Source organism: Flavobacterium chuncheonense, from assembly GCF_042686145.1.
Lineage (GTDB): Bacteria > Bacteroidota > Bacteroidia > Flavobacteriales > Flavobacteriaceae > Flavobacterium > Flavobacterium chuncheonense.
Window position 1 is genome coordinate 393566 of record NZ_JBHUPC010000010.1, and the last position, 13814, is coordinate 407379.

A 13814-nucleotide genomic window follows, 5' to 3' on the forward strand; every position below is an offset into this window, starting at 1 on the left:
TATGAACATCAAAATAACAGGAACAGGGAGCTATGTTCCAACAGAAGTCGTAACAAATTTAGATTTTGCTAATCATAAATTTTTAAATGAAGATGGTTCAAATTTCAATGCTACTAACGATGTAATTGCAGAGAAATTTGTAGAAATAACAGGAATTCGTGAACGTCGCTATGTTTCCGAAAATTTAGTAAATTCTGACATCGGTTTTATTGCTGCTAAAAACGCAATAGAAAACGCAAATATTGACCCTGAAACTTTAGACTATATCATTTTCGCTCATAACTATGGCGATATAAGAGCTAATACAATACAATCAGATACTGTTCCAAGTTTAGCTACTCGTGTAAAATATTTACTTCAAATTAAAAATCCGAAATGTGTTGCTTATGACATTCTTTTTGGATGCCCAGGATGGATTGAAGGCGTAATTCAAGCACAAGCCTACATAAAAGCAGGAATGGCTAAAAAATGTTTAGTCATCGGCTCCGAAACTTTATCTCGAGTAGTTGACAAACATGATAGAGATAGTATGATTTATTCTGATGGTGCAGGTGCTGCAGTTATAGAAGCCACAACAGCTGAAGGCGGCATTATAGCTCATGAATCGGCAACTTATTCATTTGAAGAAGCAAAGTATCTATATTTCGGAAACTCTTTTAATAAAGAAGAAGACGAAAATGTACGGTACATAAAAATGTATGGAAGAAAAATTTATGAGTTTGCTCTAAACAACGTCCCGAAAGCAATGGCTACTTGTTTGGATCAAAGCGGATTTCAAATAGAGGATGTGAAAAAAATCCTAATCCATCAGGCAAACGAAAAAATGGATGAGGCCATTATCAATCGCTTTTATAAGTTGTATAAAAAAGATGCCCCTAAAGATGTCATGCCAATGTGTATTCATAAATTAGGCAATTCAAGTGTTGCTACTGTTCCTACACTCTACGATTTAATTTTAAAAAACCAATTGGAAAATCAAACTATTGAAAAAGGTGATGTTATCATTTTTGCTTCTGTTGGAGCAGGGATGAACATCAATGCAATTGTTTACCAATCTTAGATTTTTCTAGTAATTTTGTTGACCCAATAATTAAATAAAGGCAATAATTTCAACTGGTAGATTAACAAAAGTGAACTTATAACCAATGCGCTAACTTTTACAAATACATCTACCCATAAATTTGAGAATTGCGGAAAATTATAAACGCCTAAAGCAATTAAAAACATAATTAAAATAAGTTTCGCATAACTCCAATCAAAAGGAAGTATGCGAAATTTTTTATATATAAAAATCAATTTGGCTATATTGAAAAGACTCATTGAAACCAAAGATGCAATAGCAACACCAGAAATTCCAAAATCTGTTTGCGTCAAATAATAATAATTCAGTGAAACATTTAATACCACAAGCACCAAAACAGCTACAATATTGAATCGGTAGTATTGCGAATAGGAAATGATTTCAGAATTAAATCCTGTAGCCATATTGAACACAACATTGGCTCCTAAAATATAAATCACTGGCAATGATGCTATAAGTTTATCAGCCGTTGGTAACAAACTAAAAAAAGATTCAACTCCTACTATTACACAACTAAATAGTAAAGCTCCTATAAAAAACAACAACTTTGAGGTTTCTACATACTTCATCTTTAAAACATCGAATTCTTTGTTTTTAATCCAATGCGAAACTTGCGGTGCATAAATAGTAAACAATCCGGTAGCCGGAATCGCTAATGCTGAAGACAAATTAACAGCAATACGATACGCCCCATTATCATCAAATTCTAAAAATAGCGGAATCATAAAACCATCAATTCTAAATGCTAGAAAAGACCCAAAACTCCCTAAAAAAGAATAAAAACAATAATTGTAATATTCTCTTTTTGAAATAGACTCAAATAAGGATTTAAAATTCCAATTTCCTTTGATCGAAAAATATCGAAACAAATATTGCGCAACCATTAATAACAATAAAAAGTAAAATCCAACAAAAATTACAATACCTGTGTTTTCTGTAAAAAAGTGCGCAAGAACTAAAACAAAAACTATTGGTAAAGCAAGCTTAGGTATTATCTTATCGTAAAAAGTGGGGATGGCTATTTTTTGTAGATTCGCAGATTGTCGCTTGAACAATTCTATAAGTGCTAAAACTAATGCTAAGGGAAATGCAAAAAACAAATAACTGTATTTGTCCCAACTTATCGCAAATTGTCCTAATAGTAAAACAACTAAAGTAACTGCTGCAATACACAAAATGGTTACAATTCCATATTTGAAAAGCTTCTTCTTGCTTTCTTCAGAAAGATTGGGATAAAAATGAATCAATGCTTGCGCCCCTCCAAATACAAAAACAGGAAACAACATTTGTGCAATACTATCAACAAAACCCACTTTTCCTAAAAAGTCTTTATCGTTTGGGTAAATAAAAACAGTAGAAAAAACACCTATGAGGATACCCACATAATTAATGATGGTAAACCAAAATGCTTGCTTGTGTGTTTTGTTATCTTGCATTACCTGTAACTTTTTCTTGCTTTTAAAATGGTAATAAAACGAAGCTTCAATAAAATGTAATAGCCAAACAAGCTAAAAAACATACTGCATACTTGTGAAAAAGAGTAATACTTTGAAAAATACTTTGGCAATCCAACAACATTTTTAAATGCATAAAAATAAGATGGTATCCAAGCATGGTTAACATTTAACACCTCAGCTAACATTTTAAACTTTGCTTGTTTAACATCTTTGGAAAAACTTCTAGAAATGAAACGATCATGACAAATTTTAGCATTTTTCACCACTACAGTCTTGAAACCATGAAATCTTACTCTATCGGAATAATTTCGATCTTCTCCATAATGTTCAAATAGCGGTTCGAAATCTCCTACTTTCTCAATTACTTTTGAAGACAGCATCCATGCAGCAGCATTTACAAAAGGAACTTGATCAACTAAAGAAGATAACGTATTTGTTTTACGATTATAATACGTATCAAAATTAGAATCTAAAGTAACTTCATCAGCAGAAAAATGCATCGGACTCACAATTCCATATTTTGGATTTTGCTCTGCAACTGCAACTAAATTTTGAATGGTATCAGGATAAATCCATGTATCCTGATTTAGTAAAAAAACATAATCGGCTCCTTGCTTAATAGCTTTGCGAATACCAATATTATTTGCTTTACCAAAACCTAGATTGCCATCTGACTCTATCAATTGTACTTTAGAAAATGACTTAACAACACTTACAGAAGTATCAGTAGAATGATTATCAACTACTAATATATTGATGGGATATAAAGAAGCTTCTAACGATTGAATGCATTTTTCCAACCATTGAGCACCATTATACGTAACGATAACAACAAAAATATTTTTTCTCACAAAATGCTATTTCTAAACAAAAATAAGGATTATTCTGCTGTATGTAGGTAATTGTTTATTTTTGTTCGTGAATTATCTATATCATGAAATATTACATTGTAATACCTGCACATAACGAAGCGCAATTTATCCGTTTAACCTTAGAATCATTGGTTAACCAAACCGTTTTGCCTACTAAAGTTGTTGTCGTAAACGATAATTCTACAGATGAAACCGCTGCTATAGTTGAAGAATTCACTAAAACACACCAATGGATTCGCATTTTCGAAAACAAATCCGAAGCGATACATTTACCCGGTAGTAAAGTAATCCAAGCCTTTAACAAAGGATTTGAACTTTTGGATTCGGATTATGACATTATCGTGAAAGCAGATGCTGATTTAATTTTTCCAAGCAATTATTTTGAAACTATCATTCACCATTTTAATTCTGATGATCAAATAGGAATGGTAGGTGGCTTTGCCTACATCGAAAAAAACGGAAACTGGATACTTGAAAATTTAACCGACAAAGACCACATAAGAGGCGCATTCAAAGCGTATCGAAAAGCGTGTTTTGAACAAATTGGAGGTTTAAAAGCTGCAATGGGTTGGGATACTGTTGATGAATTATTGTGTCGTTTTTACGGATGGAAAATCAAAACCGATGAGTCGCTTCATGTGAAACATTTAAAACCTACTGGAGCCAACTACAACAAAACCTCACGATACAAACAAGGTGAAGCTTTTTACAGTTTAGGATATGGTTTTTGGATTACTACAATTGCCGCTTTAAAATTAGCTTCAAGAAAAAGAAAACCATTTCTATTTATTGATTACATAAATGGATTTTGGAAAGCAAAATCAAACAAAAAGTCTCTTTTAGTGACAGAAGAACAAGCGAAGTTCAATAGAACGTACCGCTGGAAGAAAATTAAAGAAAAACTGTTTTGATAATGAAAAAACTGCTACTCATATTACTTTTTTCGATACCAACAATAGCTCAGAAAAAAGTAACTATTGCATCCATAACAAAAAAACCAATAGCGGATGCTTTACTACTTATTGACAATTCACCCAAATATATTGCAGATAGTTTAGGTCAAGTAATTATTAAAGCAGAAGATTATAATAAAATAATTTCTATTAGGCACTTAAATTTCAATAAAAGGTTATTTGAAAATTGGATAGAAAAAGACACTTTATTTTTGGAAGAAACAATAAACGAACTTAATAGTATTGAATTATTCGCCAATAAAAAACATGAAAAACTCGAAAAGTCTTTATTTCCAAAAAGTACTTTGCGAAATGTTTTACCAGAAAATTTCGGAAAAAGTGGACCAATTAGAGAAAATATTGAAGTTGGTCTCTATTTCCCAAATAATGAAAAAAAGAATGAAATAATACAAAGATTAAAAATCTACACCAATGATTACAAAGTCATTGAAAACCTAAAAACAAAAAAAAGAGACCGAAGAAGAAATGCTAAATATAGTCCTATAGAAGTAAATTTCTACACAGTTGATTCTATTTATGGTATTCCAAAAAAGAAATTATTTGATGAAAATTTCATTATTTCCTGTCAAAAAAATAAAGATTGTGCTATTTTAGAACTTTCAGAAGAAGAACAATTTGAATTTCCATCAAACGGTATCTTCGTTACCATTAAAAATCTTCCAGAAAAAGATTACGAAGCTTTAGAATTTAATTTTCCGCCAGGAATTACCAGTATTGGTGTTTCAAAAAACAACCAAATTATCCCTTATTTTAGATATTTACATCAAGGAGAAACTGCACTTTGGAATCGAGATGATTACTTGATTGAAAGACAAAATGCTTTTAAAATTGGTATAGAATTTAAAAATTAAATAATGAAGTATCTATTATTACTTTTAACAACAGTATTAATTTCTTTTGGCACTAAAAAATCAAAATCAAATCCTTACATCGTTTATACACTATATATAAACAAAGCTGAAACCTTCATATTAAACGAAAATTATTCTGATGCTCTCCAATTTTACAAAAAAGCTTTTTCAATAAATATAAAACCAATTGCAAAAAACTGTTTTACAGCAATGCAGGTTGCTGCATTAGAAAATGATGTAAAATCATTTAAATCCTTCTCCATTAAAGGTCTTGAAAGAGGATTACTTGCAACATGTTTTACAAAAGATTCATTAATTAGTAATTTTATTTCACAAAATCATCTTGAAGACTTTATAACAAATAACACCAAAAAAGCTACCAAAAAATATTCAAAAAGTATTAATCATTTTCTTTTAGATACTATCCAAAAACTATCGCATATCGATAATAAATGGAAAATTCATTATCTGGATTCGTTATCGTATGTCGACTCAAATAACAAAACTAAATATAGGGAAAAATATGATTCTATAGTTTCGGATATTGTTGAAAACAAATTAATTCCAATAATCAAAAAACATGGTTATCCTAGTGAACGAAATATAAATTTAGAATTTGTACCAAATAAAAACAATCCATATAATTATTCTTTCTCTAACAACAGAACAAAATTGATACTGCTTCATTATTATTCTTTTCCTAGAACTTGTGATTATAATGATTTACTTAAAAATGAAGTTTATAGAGGCAATTTAACAGCTGAACATTTTGCTGAAATTATGGATTTTCAAGCTAAGTATAACGAAGAAAAATTTTGCAAAGTTGAATATTACAATGAATGGCATCAAACTAAAGACTCAACAAAATTTGAAGCAATTAACAATCGACGATTGGAAATTGGCTTGTCTCCTTTTCAAGAAAAGAGTCAGAAATATAAACGAGGTCAGAAAATTTGCAAAGAAAAAAAAGAGAATATAAACCATAATCAAGTTCGTCTATTTTATTGGTGCGGTTAAGTTATTTTACCCAAAAAACTTATAACTCATAACTTATAACTCATAACTTCTTACTATTTTTGAAAATATTTCAAAACTTATGATGCTAGTTCGTTACCTATCGCAAATAGGAAGATATTTTTTAATGCTCAAGGAAGTTTTCAACAAACCTACTAGGTGGAGTGTAATGAAACAATTGATTTTGAAAGAAGTTGAAGATTTGATTATCGAGTCTTTGGGTATTGTTGCATTCATTTCGTTTTTTGTTGGTGGTGTTGTATCGATACAAACGGCTTTAAACTTAACCAATCCCCTTATTCCTAAATATTTAATTGGTTTCGCAACACGTCAGTCTATTATTCTAGAGTTCGCTCCTACTTTTATCTCTATCATTATGGCAGGTAAAATGGGATCATTTATTACATCGAGCATCGGAACCATGCGTGTAACCGAACAAATCGATGCTTTAGAGGTTATGGGTGTAAATTCTCTAAATTATCTAGTTTTCCCAAAGATTATTGCGTTACTATTGTACCCATTCGTAATAGGCCTTAGTATGTTTTTAGGGGTTGTGGGTGGTTACCTTGCTGCGGTTTACGGTGGTTTTGCATCGAGCACAGAATTTATCACTGGATTACAAGACGATTTCATTCCGTTCCATATTACTTATGCTTTTATTAAAACAATGGCCTTTGCTATTATATTAGCAACCATCCCTTCATTTCATGGTTTTTATATGAAAGGTGGAGCATTGGAAGTTGGAAAAGCAAGTACCGTTTCATTCGTTTGGACATCTGTAGTTATTATTTTAGTGAATTATATCATAACCCAATTACTTTTAAGCTAATGATTGTAGTTAAAGACCTAGAAAAAACCTTTGGAGAACAAAAAGTATTAAAAGGGATTAGCACTTCGTTTGAAGCAGGTAAAACCAATCTTATTATTGGTCAAAGTGGTTCTGGTAAAACGGTATTTTTAAAATCACTATTAGGACTTCATACTCCAGAAAAAGGAACTATTGCATTTAACGAACGCATCTATTCCAATTTAACTCCAGATGAAAAAAGAGAGCTTCGAACAGAGATTGGAATGGTATTTCAAGGGAGCGCCTTATTTGACAGTATGACGGTTGAGGAAAACGTTGGTTTCCCATTAAAAATGTTTACCAAAAAAACTCCTGCAGAAATAAAAGAACGTGTTGACTTTGTAATAGAAAGAGTCAACTTAGTAAATGCACACGCTAAAAAGCCTTCTGAAATATCGGGAGGTATGCAAAAACGAGTTGCTATTGCTAGAGCTATAGTAAACAACCCGAAGTATTTATTTTGCGACGAACCGAACTCGGGACTTGATCCCAAAACAGCAATTGTTATTGACAATCTTATTCAGGAAATTACCCGAGAGTATAATATCACTACCGTGATTAATACTCACGATATGAACTCGGTGATGGAAATTGGAGAGAAAATTGTTTTCCTTAAAAATGGCCTTTTGGAATGGGAAGGTACCAATAAACAAATTTTCAAAACCGATAACGAAGCCGTTACCGATTTTGTTTATTCGTCTGAATTATTCAAAAAAGTTAGAAAAATGTATTTGGAAGAGGACGAAGGATAATTACTCCGACTTTACCACTACATTTTTACTATTCAACTTTTGAGTTAACCATTTTTTATATTTTTCCGTTTCTTTAGTTTTCTCGGAAGATGACACCTTTTTATCCCATTTTAATATGAAATTTGGGATAGTATCTATTTTTTTGAAATCTGTTGTCAAACTACTGAAATAGGTTACTTCAACAATTTTGTCATTTAAACTTTTGATTTCTTTGGAAAGGTCAACAAAAGAAACGTTGATATTAGCGCTCAATTTATTTTTCAGTTCGTAAATTTCCTTGTCTTTATTCAGCAATTGTTCTTCTTTTTTAAACAACAATTGTTGCGTAGTCAAATAAGAGTTTTCAATTTCATTAAGTCGAGACATCGTTTCTTGGTTTTCCATATCCTGCATTATTTCACACTTGACATCTTCATAACCTAAACTTGACATCTTCTTTTTAATCCAATTAACATCTTCACTCTTTAAGCTTTTCCCTAATACAGCGAACTCAATTTGTTTAGAACGATAATTCGTTCGCACATCCAGAATACTTATTCCTTTGTCTTCCTTTAGTTCAACTAATACTGCATTAACTTTTTGCTCAAAATCCGACTTTTTATACAGTTTGTAGAAAAAATACACACTTGGTAAAAATATCAACATGACAATAAAAGTCAAGACTTGAGAAATTTTCTTTTCACGATTGTTGTCTGCGTACTCTTTTAGTGGAAACTTCAAAAACTTCACCACCAAATACGTTGCCGAAGCAATAAAGATTGTATTGATACTAAATAAAAAAATAGCACCCCCAAAGTAAGCCCAATGTCCCGTTGCCAATCCAAAACCTGCTGTACATAAAGGTGGCATTAATGCAGTAGCAATTGCGACACCGGCAATGGTATTAACTGACCTATTTCTTCTACTCAATGCTATTATTAAAGCCAAACCACCCGACAATGCAATAATAACATCTAAAACACTTGGAGCTGTTCTAGCTATAAGCTCTGGTGTCTCTGTTTTGAAAAGTGGAATACTAAAAAATAAAAAAGAAGTAGTTAAACTCAAAACCACCATCACCCCGAAATTTTTTAGGGATTTTCGAAGTAAATCGACATCATTAATCCCCAACGAAAGTCCCATACCTAAAATAGGCCCCATTAATGGCGAAATTAACATGGCTCCGATAACAACAGCAGGAGAACTAACATTTAATCCTGTAGAAGCGATTAAAATGGAGAAAATTAAAATCCATGCATTTTGACCTTTCATATCAATACCCGCTTTGATATCTTCAATAGTAGCATAGCGATCGGTACCAGTAGAAATATCAAAAATACCTCTTAAAAAGGCTTTAATACTCTGTAAAATATCTGCAAAGGAATTATTATTTTCTTCCATAGTAATCTATCAATTCAGTTTAGAAACTACTTTTTTAATGTCTTGCTCTTTACTCTTCGGGTAAATTAACAACACATTTTCTTTGTCCACTACAATATAGTCATTTAAACCGTCTATTACAACAAGCTTTTTTCCTTGTGTACGAATAATATTATTTGAAGCATCTTCCAAAAGTACTTCTGCATTAATAACTGCATTATAATTTTCATCTTTTGGTAACTTGTCGTATAGCGAACCCCAAGTTCCTAAATCATTCCAATCAAATGTTGCCGACATTACAAATACATTTGGCGCTTTTTCCAAAATAGCATAATCAATTGAAATGTTCTCCGCCGATGGATAATTCTGTTGGATAAAAGATTTTTCTTCAGGTGTATTATATAAATCGTATCCTTTGAAAAAATGTGCATACATTTCCGGTTGGAACTTTTCAAAAGCACTTAAAACCGACTTTACACTCCAAATAAAAATACCCGCATTCCAAAGAAAATTACGTTGTTGAATAAACTGACGCGCCGTAGCATAATCTGGTTTTTCTCTGAACTGCACCACTTTTTTTACCGGGCGACTGTCTAACTTATCGTATTCAATATAACCATAACCTGTATTAGGGAATGTTGGTAAAATTCCTAAGGTCATTAGATTATCTTGTGTCTCGCAAAAGTCAAATGAACGTTGAATGTTTGACACAAATTGAAGTTCATCCTCTATCCAGTGATCACTTGGCGCAACTAAGACTAAAGCGTTTGGATTTTGCTTTTTTATTTTCATAGACGCATACAAAATACAAGGTGCCGTATTTCGCATAGCAGGCTCTAAAATAATTTGATCTTGACTAATAGAAGGAAGTTGTTCTAAAACAATATCGTTATAGCTTTCATTCGTCAAAATTAAAATATTCTCTTTTGGAATTATTTGAGAAAGTCTACCAAAAGTCTTTTGAATCAAAGTTTCACCAGTTCCCAACATATCGTGAAACTGTTTCGGAAAATCCTTTGTACTCACAGGCCAAAAACGAGATCCTACTCCTCCAGCCATTAATATTGCATAATAATTTTTATTCATCTTTTGTTAATTTGGTAATACTTCAACCTCAGCGTTAGGTTGAAAAAGATAGATTCTTCCGGTTTGCAATTCGATACATTCATAACGCTTTATTCGTAACGCTATTTTTTTAAAAACTTTTCCATTATGTATGCGAAACTTTGCACCTATCGGTAATTCAAAGATATAATTTTTATCGCTTACTTTCTCATCGTACTGTTTTAGTGCCAATGATAAAGTCGCATCGGTATCACTACTCGCTTTGGGGTTTCTAAAGTGACGGGCCAACAAAGGCAACAACTGATGAGGAAAAATTTCAGGTCGAATAAAAGGCACCATCAATTGTTGGAAGGTGTACTTCCACTCGCTTCCATGCGGCTTGATATTTCTACCAAACTTTTCAAAAGCAACCAAATGTGCAATTTCATGAATTAAAGTAATCAAAAAACGATACTTGTTCAAACTTGCATTAACCGTTATCAAATGATACCCTTGTGCATCTTTACGATAATCACCATGACGCGTCAATCGTTCATTTAAAATTTTCAAATGCACATGATTGCTTTTGATTAACTCAAAACAAGGTTGCACTGCATGCGCTGGAAGATATTTTTGTAAAATATTTATCAACTATTAGTAGTATGTAATTTTTCTTTTCCAAACATACAATTTTTCACCATTAACGGTTTTAGTCTGTTCAATCCAATTTTTTTTCTCATCAAAAAAATATTCAAATCTGCAAACTGACTTAAAGCTTCCTTCATTAATTTGCAATTCAATAAGATTTTCTTTGTCATAAATATATTTCATCACTTCAAATTCCTTTAAATTATTCTTGGGAAAATGGACATCTTTAAATGTTAACTCTTTTACATCAAAAATATGTGTTTTCGGTGTTATTTTTTTAACATCATGAATTGGAACTAAACGTTTTTCAATAATTTTTCTTCCCAATTTATCATATTTATAGTGATATAATTTAAGTATAGTATCATATTGTGTAGTTTCAACGAAATATTCGAGTAAATTATCTTTAGAATAGAATGACTTTTCTTTAAATTTTAATTCAACCTCATTCAGAAATTGCGAATTTTCTCCATAGTGGAAAGCTTCAATTAGTCTATTTTGAGAGTCATAAAAATACTCACTCATTAACTCTTCTTTAGCATAATTCCTTCTATAGCCAGTAATACTCCCGTTTCTTAATCTTACTTTTTCATAAAAATTAAGCACCACTTTTTTAACTTTATTCCCCTTCCCATTATAAACAAATTTTGTTGTAAACTGATTTCCTATGGAGTTAAAACCTGTGACCTCTATAAGCTTTTCATCTTCATAATTATAGAATGTAAAGCCATATGAATTAGGTTCATCAGAATAATACCTAAGTTTTGACATCAATAAATTTGTATCTTCACTATAAGTCGAATTGTCGACTCGAAAGGAATTATTATCGTCATCGTATTCAACCTTTTGTATTAAATTCCCTCTTTTATCATATTTATAAGTATATCTTGAAATTGTGTCATAATCTTTGTCAAACCAAACTTCATTAGTAGGCTTACCACTTTTATCAAACTCTTTATAATAATTTAAATAATGCACAAAAGAAGTGTTATACCAATTACTATAAAATCTAGATTTTTCACGATCATTACTCCCAAAACCACTATGCCCGTAATCACTCTCATACCCAAAAAGATTAAAATTTTGTCGCATTTCATCCAAAAAAATAATTTCTTCTCTAACAGATTTTACTTTTCCATATAATGTATCTTTTAATTGTGAAAAGGCTTTATTGATTCCAAAGAAAACTATTAAAATTATGATTGTTTTTTTCATTATTCTAAGGTGTAGTTGAAGATACTTGTAATACTTTTCCGTTGTAATATTTGTTTCCTGTCAACGCAAAATCATGTATATAGTTCGCCATCTCTTGTGCAGAAAGCGGTGCTTGATAACCTGGAAAAGCTTCCTGTAACATCTCAGTATTAACAGCTCCCAAAGCCAAAACGTTGAACGCAATACCTTGCTCTTTATACTCTTCAGCTAATAATTCTGAAAGTGTAATTACAGCACCTTTACTTGAAGAATAAGCTGCTAAACCAGGAAATTTCATACTCCCTTGAATTCCTCCCATAGAACTCACCGTTACTACATGACTTCCTTTTCCCATAAATGGAATACAAATTCTAGTCAACTCAGCAACTGCAAACACATTCACTTTATATACCGCTTCAAAATCTGAAGTTGTAATTTCATGAAAAGGTTTATTGACCAATAAACCCGCATTGTGAATCAAAACATCCACTTTATTTTGCCAAGCTTGTTGCACAAAACTTGACACTTCTGCTAATTCTTCTTCTTTAGATATATCTATTGCCAAGCATGTAATATTTTCATGCTGCATCAACACTTCTGGAGTTTTACGCGAAATCGCTAATACCTGAAAACCTTCATTAGCAAATTGCAAAGCCATTTCGTAACCTATACCCCTTGAAGTACCGGTAATTATAATGTTTTTATTTTTCATTTAATGTAATTTCTTTAGTTGAAGCATTTGTCATCGCTTCTAAAACTGGTATCATTTTATTCACAACATTAGCCATATGCTCTGGATTCATCAACTCAAATTCATCATCTGGTTTGTGGTAAAAATCAAAGTTTTCAAAATCAAAAGTAGATACTGTTTGGGCAGGAACATTAAATTCATTGAAAAAAGGATAATTATCTGAAGCTCTGAACAACTGATATTGAGTTTGAATTGGAATGTATCCTACTATTTTTTCACCCGCATAATTATTTATTGTTGTTGCCATATTACTTCTTCCAAAACCTGTCAAATACATCAACATATCGGTTCTTTTCATTGGCACCCCGATCATCTCAAAATTAAACATGAAATACAAATCCATATTTGCATCTTTTAATTTTTTAGCCAAATGTTTCGACCCTAAAAGCCCCTTTTCTTCTGCAGAGAAAAACACAAACATTAGACTTCTTTTGTTGGTTTTATTTTTACCAAAATACTTTATCAATTCGGTAACAGCTGTAGAACCCGAAGCATTATCATTAGCTCCATTTCCTATATCATCTCCATTTACCGCTGCAATTTTACCAATATGATCATAATGTGCCCCAATAATTACAAACTCATTTTTCAACTTTGGGTCGTTACCTTCAATATAACCAACAACGTTATAGGCTGGCTTATCAAAATTCGTCAGAGTATCACGATATGTTTTAAAATAAGGCTTAATCCCATTTGATTGCATTAATTTTTCTAAAAAAACACTAGCCTTTTCAATACCTTCACTCCCTGTATCACGCCCTTCTAACTCATCAGAAGCTAAAAATTGTAAAGTTTTGGCAACATCAGTAGCATTTGAAAACACAACTGGTTTCACTACTGAAACTTCATTCTTATCAGTTGATATTGAAGTACCAACAACCTCGTGAGAAGATTTACACGACAACGCCAAAAGCGCTAAAAGGAAAAGTGATTTTTTCATTATTTCTGTTTTTGTAAAAATAAAAAAAAC

At 31.6% G+C, this 13814-nt stretch carries 14 protein-coding genes; 6 read left to right on the top strand and 8 right to left on the bottom strand.

From position 1 onward, the window contains the following. The first annotated feature begins 1 nt into the window (after position 1). Positions 2-1060, top strand: coding sequence for a 3-oxoacyl-ACP synthase III family protein (locus ACFS5J_RS03765; protein WP_379810670.1), 1059 nt, complete (start codon positions 2-4; stop codon positions 1058-1060). Here ACFS5J_RS03765 and ACFS5J_RS03770 read toward each other — a convergent pair. Then, on the bottom strand, positions 1057-2517 hold the full coding sequence (locus tag ACFS5J_RS03770) for a lipopolysaccharide biosynthesis protein (RefSeq protein WP_379810672.1): 1461 nt from the start codon (positions 2515-2517) through the stop codon (positions 1057-1059). The two genes, ACFS5J_RS03765 and ACFS5J_RS03770, sit on opposite strands and share 4 nt — an antisense overlap. Further along, positions 2517-3389 (bottom strand): glycosyltransferase family 2 protein, encoded by an 873-nt coding sequence (locus ACFS5J_RS03775; protein ID WP_379810673.1) that lies wholly within the window; start codon positions 3387-3389, stop codon positions 2517-2519. Before ACFS5J_RS03775 ends, ACFS5J_RS03770 begins: the two co-directional genes overlap by 1 nt. An 83-nt stretch (positions 3390-3472) precedes the next feature. Here ACFS5J_RS03775 and ACFS5J_RS03780 point away from each other — a divergent pair, with 83 nt between their 5' ends. The 5 genes from ACFS5J_RS03780 to ACFS5J_RS03800 all read left to right on the top strand — a co-directional run bounded on the left by ACFS5J_RS03780 (position 3473) and on the right by ACFS5J_RS03800 (position 7848). Continuing rightward, entirely contained in the window at positions 3473-4321 is an 849-nt protein-coding gene (locus ACFS5J_RS03780) for a glycosyltransferase (protein WP_379810674.1), read from the top strand. A gap of 2 nt (positions 4322-4323) precedes the next feature. After that, positions 4324-5235, top strand: coding sequence for a hypothetical protein (locus tag ACFS5J_RS03785; RefSeq protein ID WP_379810675.1), 912 nt, complete (start codon positions 4324-4326; stop codon positions 5233-5235). Between the two features lie 3 nt (positions 5236-5238). Continuing rightward, positions 5239-6252 carry a hypothetical protein gene (locus ACFS5J_RS03790; RefSeq protein WP_379810676.1) on the top strand — a complete coding sequence of 338 codons (1014 nt, stop codon included), beginning with the start codon at positions 5239-5241 and terminating at the stop codon, positions 6250-6252. Between the two features lie 79 nt (positions 6253-6331). Further along, positions 6332-7078, top strand: coding sequence for an MlaE family ABC transporter permease (locus tag ACFS5J_RS03795; protein WP_379810677.1), 747 nt, complete (start codon positions 6332-6334; stop codon positions 7076-7078). Continuing rightward, the gene (locus ACFS5J_RS03800) at positions 7078-7848 is read left to right on the top strand and encodes an ABC transporter ATP-binding protein (protein ID WP_379810678.1); all 771 of its coding nucleotides are present in this window, start codon (positions 7078-7080) and stop codon (positions 7846-7848) included. Before ACFS5J_RS03795 ends, ACFS5J_RS03800 begins: the two co-directional genes overlap by 1 nt. On the opposite strand, the gene ACFS5J_RS03805 is transcribed toward ACFS5J_RS03800, so the two are convergent. Genes ACFS5J_RS03805 through ACFS5J_RS03830 form a run of 6 tightly spaced genes read right to left on the bottom strand, consistent with a single transcriptional unit; the run spans position 7849 to position 13784 of the window. Next, positions 7849-9228 carry a DUF389 domain-containing protein gene (locus tag ACFS5J_RS03805; RefSeq protein ID WP_379810679.1) on the bottom strand — a complete coding sequence of 460 codons (1380 nt, stop codon included), beginning with the start codon at positions 9226-9228 and terminating at the stop codon, positions 7849-7851. A gap of 9 nt (positions 9229-9237) precedes the next feature. Continuing rightward, positions 9238-10293: a mannose-1-phosphate guanylyltransferase gene (locus ACFS5J_RS03810; RefSeq protein ID WP_379810681.1), complete on the bottom strand. Its 1056-nt coding sequence runs from the start codon at positions 10291-10293 to the stop codon at positions 9238-9240. Positions 10294-10299: 6 nt separating this feature from the next. Next, positions 10300-10902, bottom strand: a complete 603-nt coding sequence (locus tag ACFS5J_RS03815; RefSeq protein WP_379810682.1) for a SprT-like domain-containing protein — start codon at positions 10900-10902, stop codon at positions 10300-10302. 3 nt (positions 10903-10905) lie between these two features. Then, on the bottom strand, positions 10906-12114 hold the full coding sequence (locus tag ACFS5J_RS03820) for a hypothetical protein (RefSeq protein WP_379810683.1): 1209 nt from the start codon (positions 12112-12114) through the stop codon (positions 10906-10908). Positions 12115-12118: 4 nt separating this feature from the next. Beyond that, positions 12119-12805, bottom strand: coding sequence for an SDR family NAD(P)-dependent oxidoreductase (locus ACFS5J_RS03825; RefSeq protein WP_379810684.1), 687 nt, complete (start codon positions 12803-12805; stop codon positions 12119-12121). Beyond that, a complete protein-coding gene (locus tag ACFS5J_RS03830; RefSeq protein WP_379810685.1) occupies positions 12795-13784 on the bottom strand; it encodes a M28 family metallopeptidase in 990 nt (329 codons plus the stop codon). Before ACFS5J_RS03830 ends, ACFS5J_RS03825 begins: the two co-directional genes overlap by 11 nt. Positions 13785-13814: the final 30 nt, after the last annotated feature.

Coding starts and splice junctions, on each gene's coding strand:
- ACFS5J_RS03765 (WP_379810670.1), top strand. CDS start 2: ATGAACATCAAAATAACAGGAACAGGGAGCTATGTTCCAACAGAAGTC.
- ACFS5J_RS03770 (WP_379810672.1), bottom strand. CDS start 2,517: ATGCAAGATAACAAAACACACAAGCAAGCATTTTGGTTTACCATCATT.
- ACFS5J_RS03780 (WP_379810674.1), top strand. CDS start 3,473: ATGAAATATTACATTGTAATACCTGCACATAACGAAGCGCAATTTATC.
- ACFS5J_RS03785 (WP_379810675.1), top strand. CDS start 4,324: ATGAAAAAACTGCTACTCATATTACTTTTTTCGATACCAACAATAGCT.
- ACFS5J_RS03790 (WP_379810676.1), top strand. CDS start 5,239: ATGAAGTATCTATTATTACTTTTAACAACAGTATTAATTTCTTTTGGC.
- ACFS5J_RS03795 (WP_379810677.1), top strand. CDS start 6,332: ATGATGCTAGTTCGTTACCTATCGCAAATAGGAAGATATTTTTTAATG.
- ACFS5J_RS03800 (WP_379810678.1), top strand. CDS start 7,078: ATGATTGTAGTTAAAGACCTAGAAAAAACCTTTGGAGAACAAAAAGTA.
- ACFS5J_RS03805 (WP_379810679.1), bottom strand. CDS start 9,228: ATGGAAGAAAATAATAATTCCTTTGCAGATATTTTACAGAGTATTAAA.
- ACFS5J_RS03810 (WP_379810681.1), bottom strand. CDS start 10,293: ATGAATAAAAATTATTATGCAATATTAATGGCTGGAGGAGTAGGATCT.
- ACFS5J_RS03820 (WP_379810683.1), bottom strand. CDS start 12,114: ATGAAAAAAACAATCATAATTTTAATAGTTTTCTTTGGAATCAATAAA.
- ACFS5J_RS03825 (WP_379810684.1), bottom strand. CDS start 12,805: ATGAAAAATAAAAACATTATAATTACCGGTACTTCAAGGGGTATAGGT.
- ACFS5J_RS03830 (WP_379810685.1), bottom strand. CDS start 13,784: ATGAAAAAATCACTTTTCCTTTTAGCGCTTTTGGCGTTGTCGTGTAAA.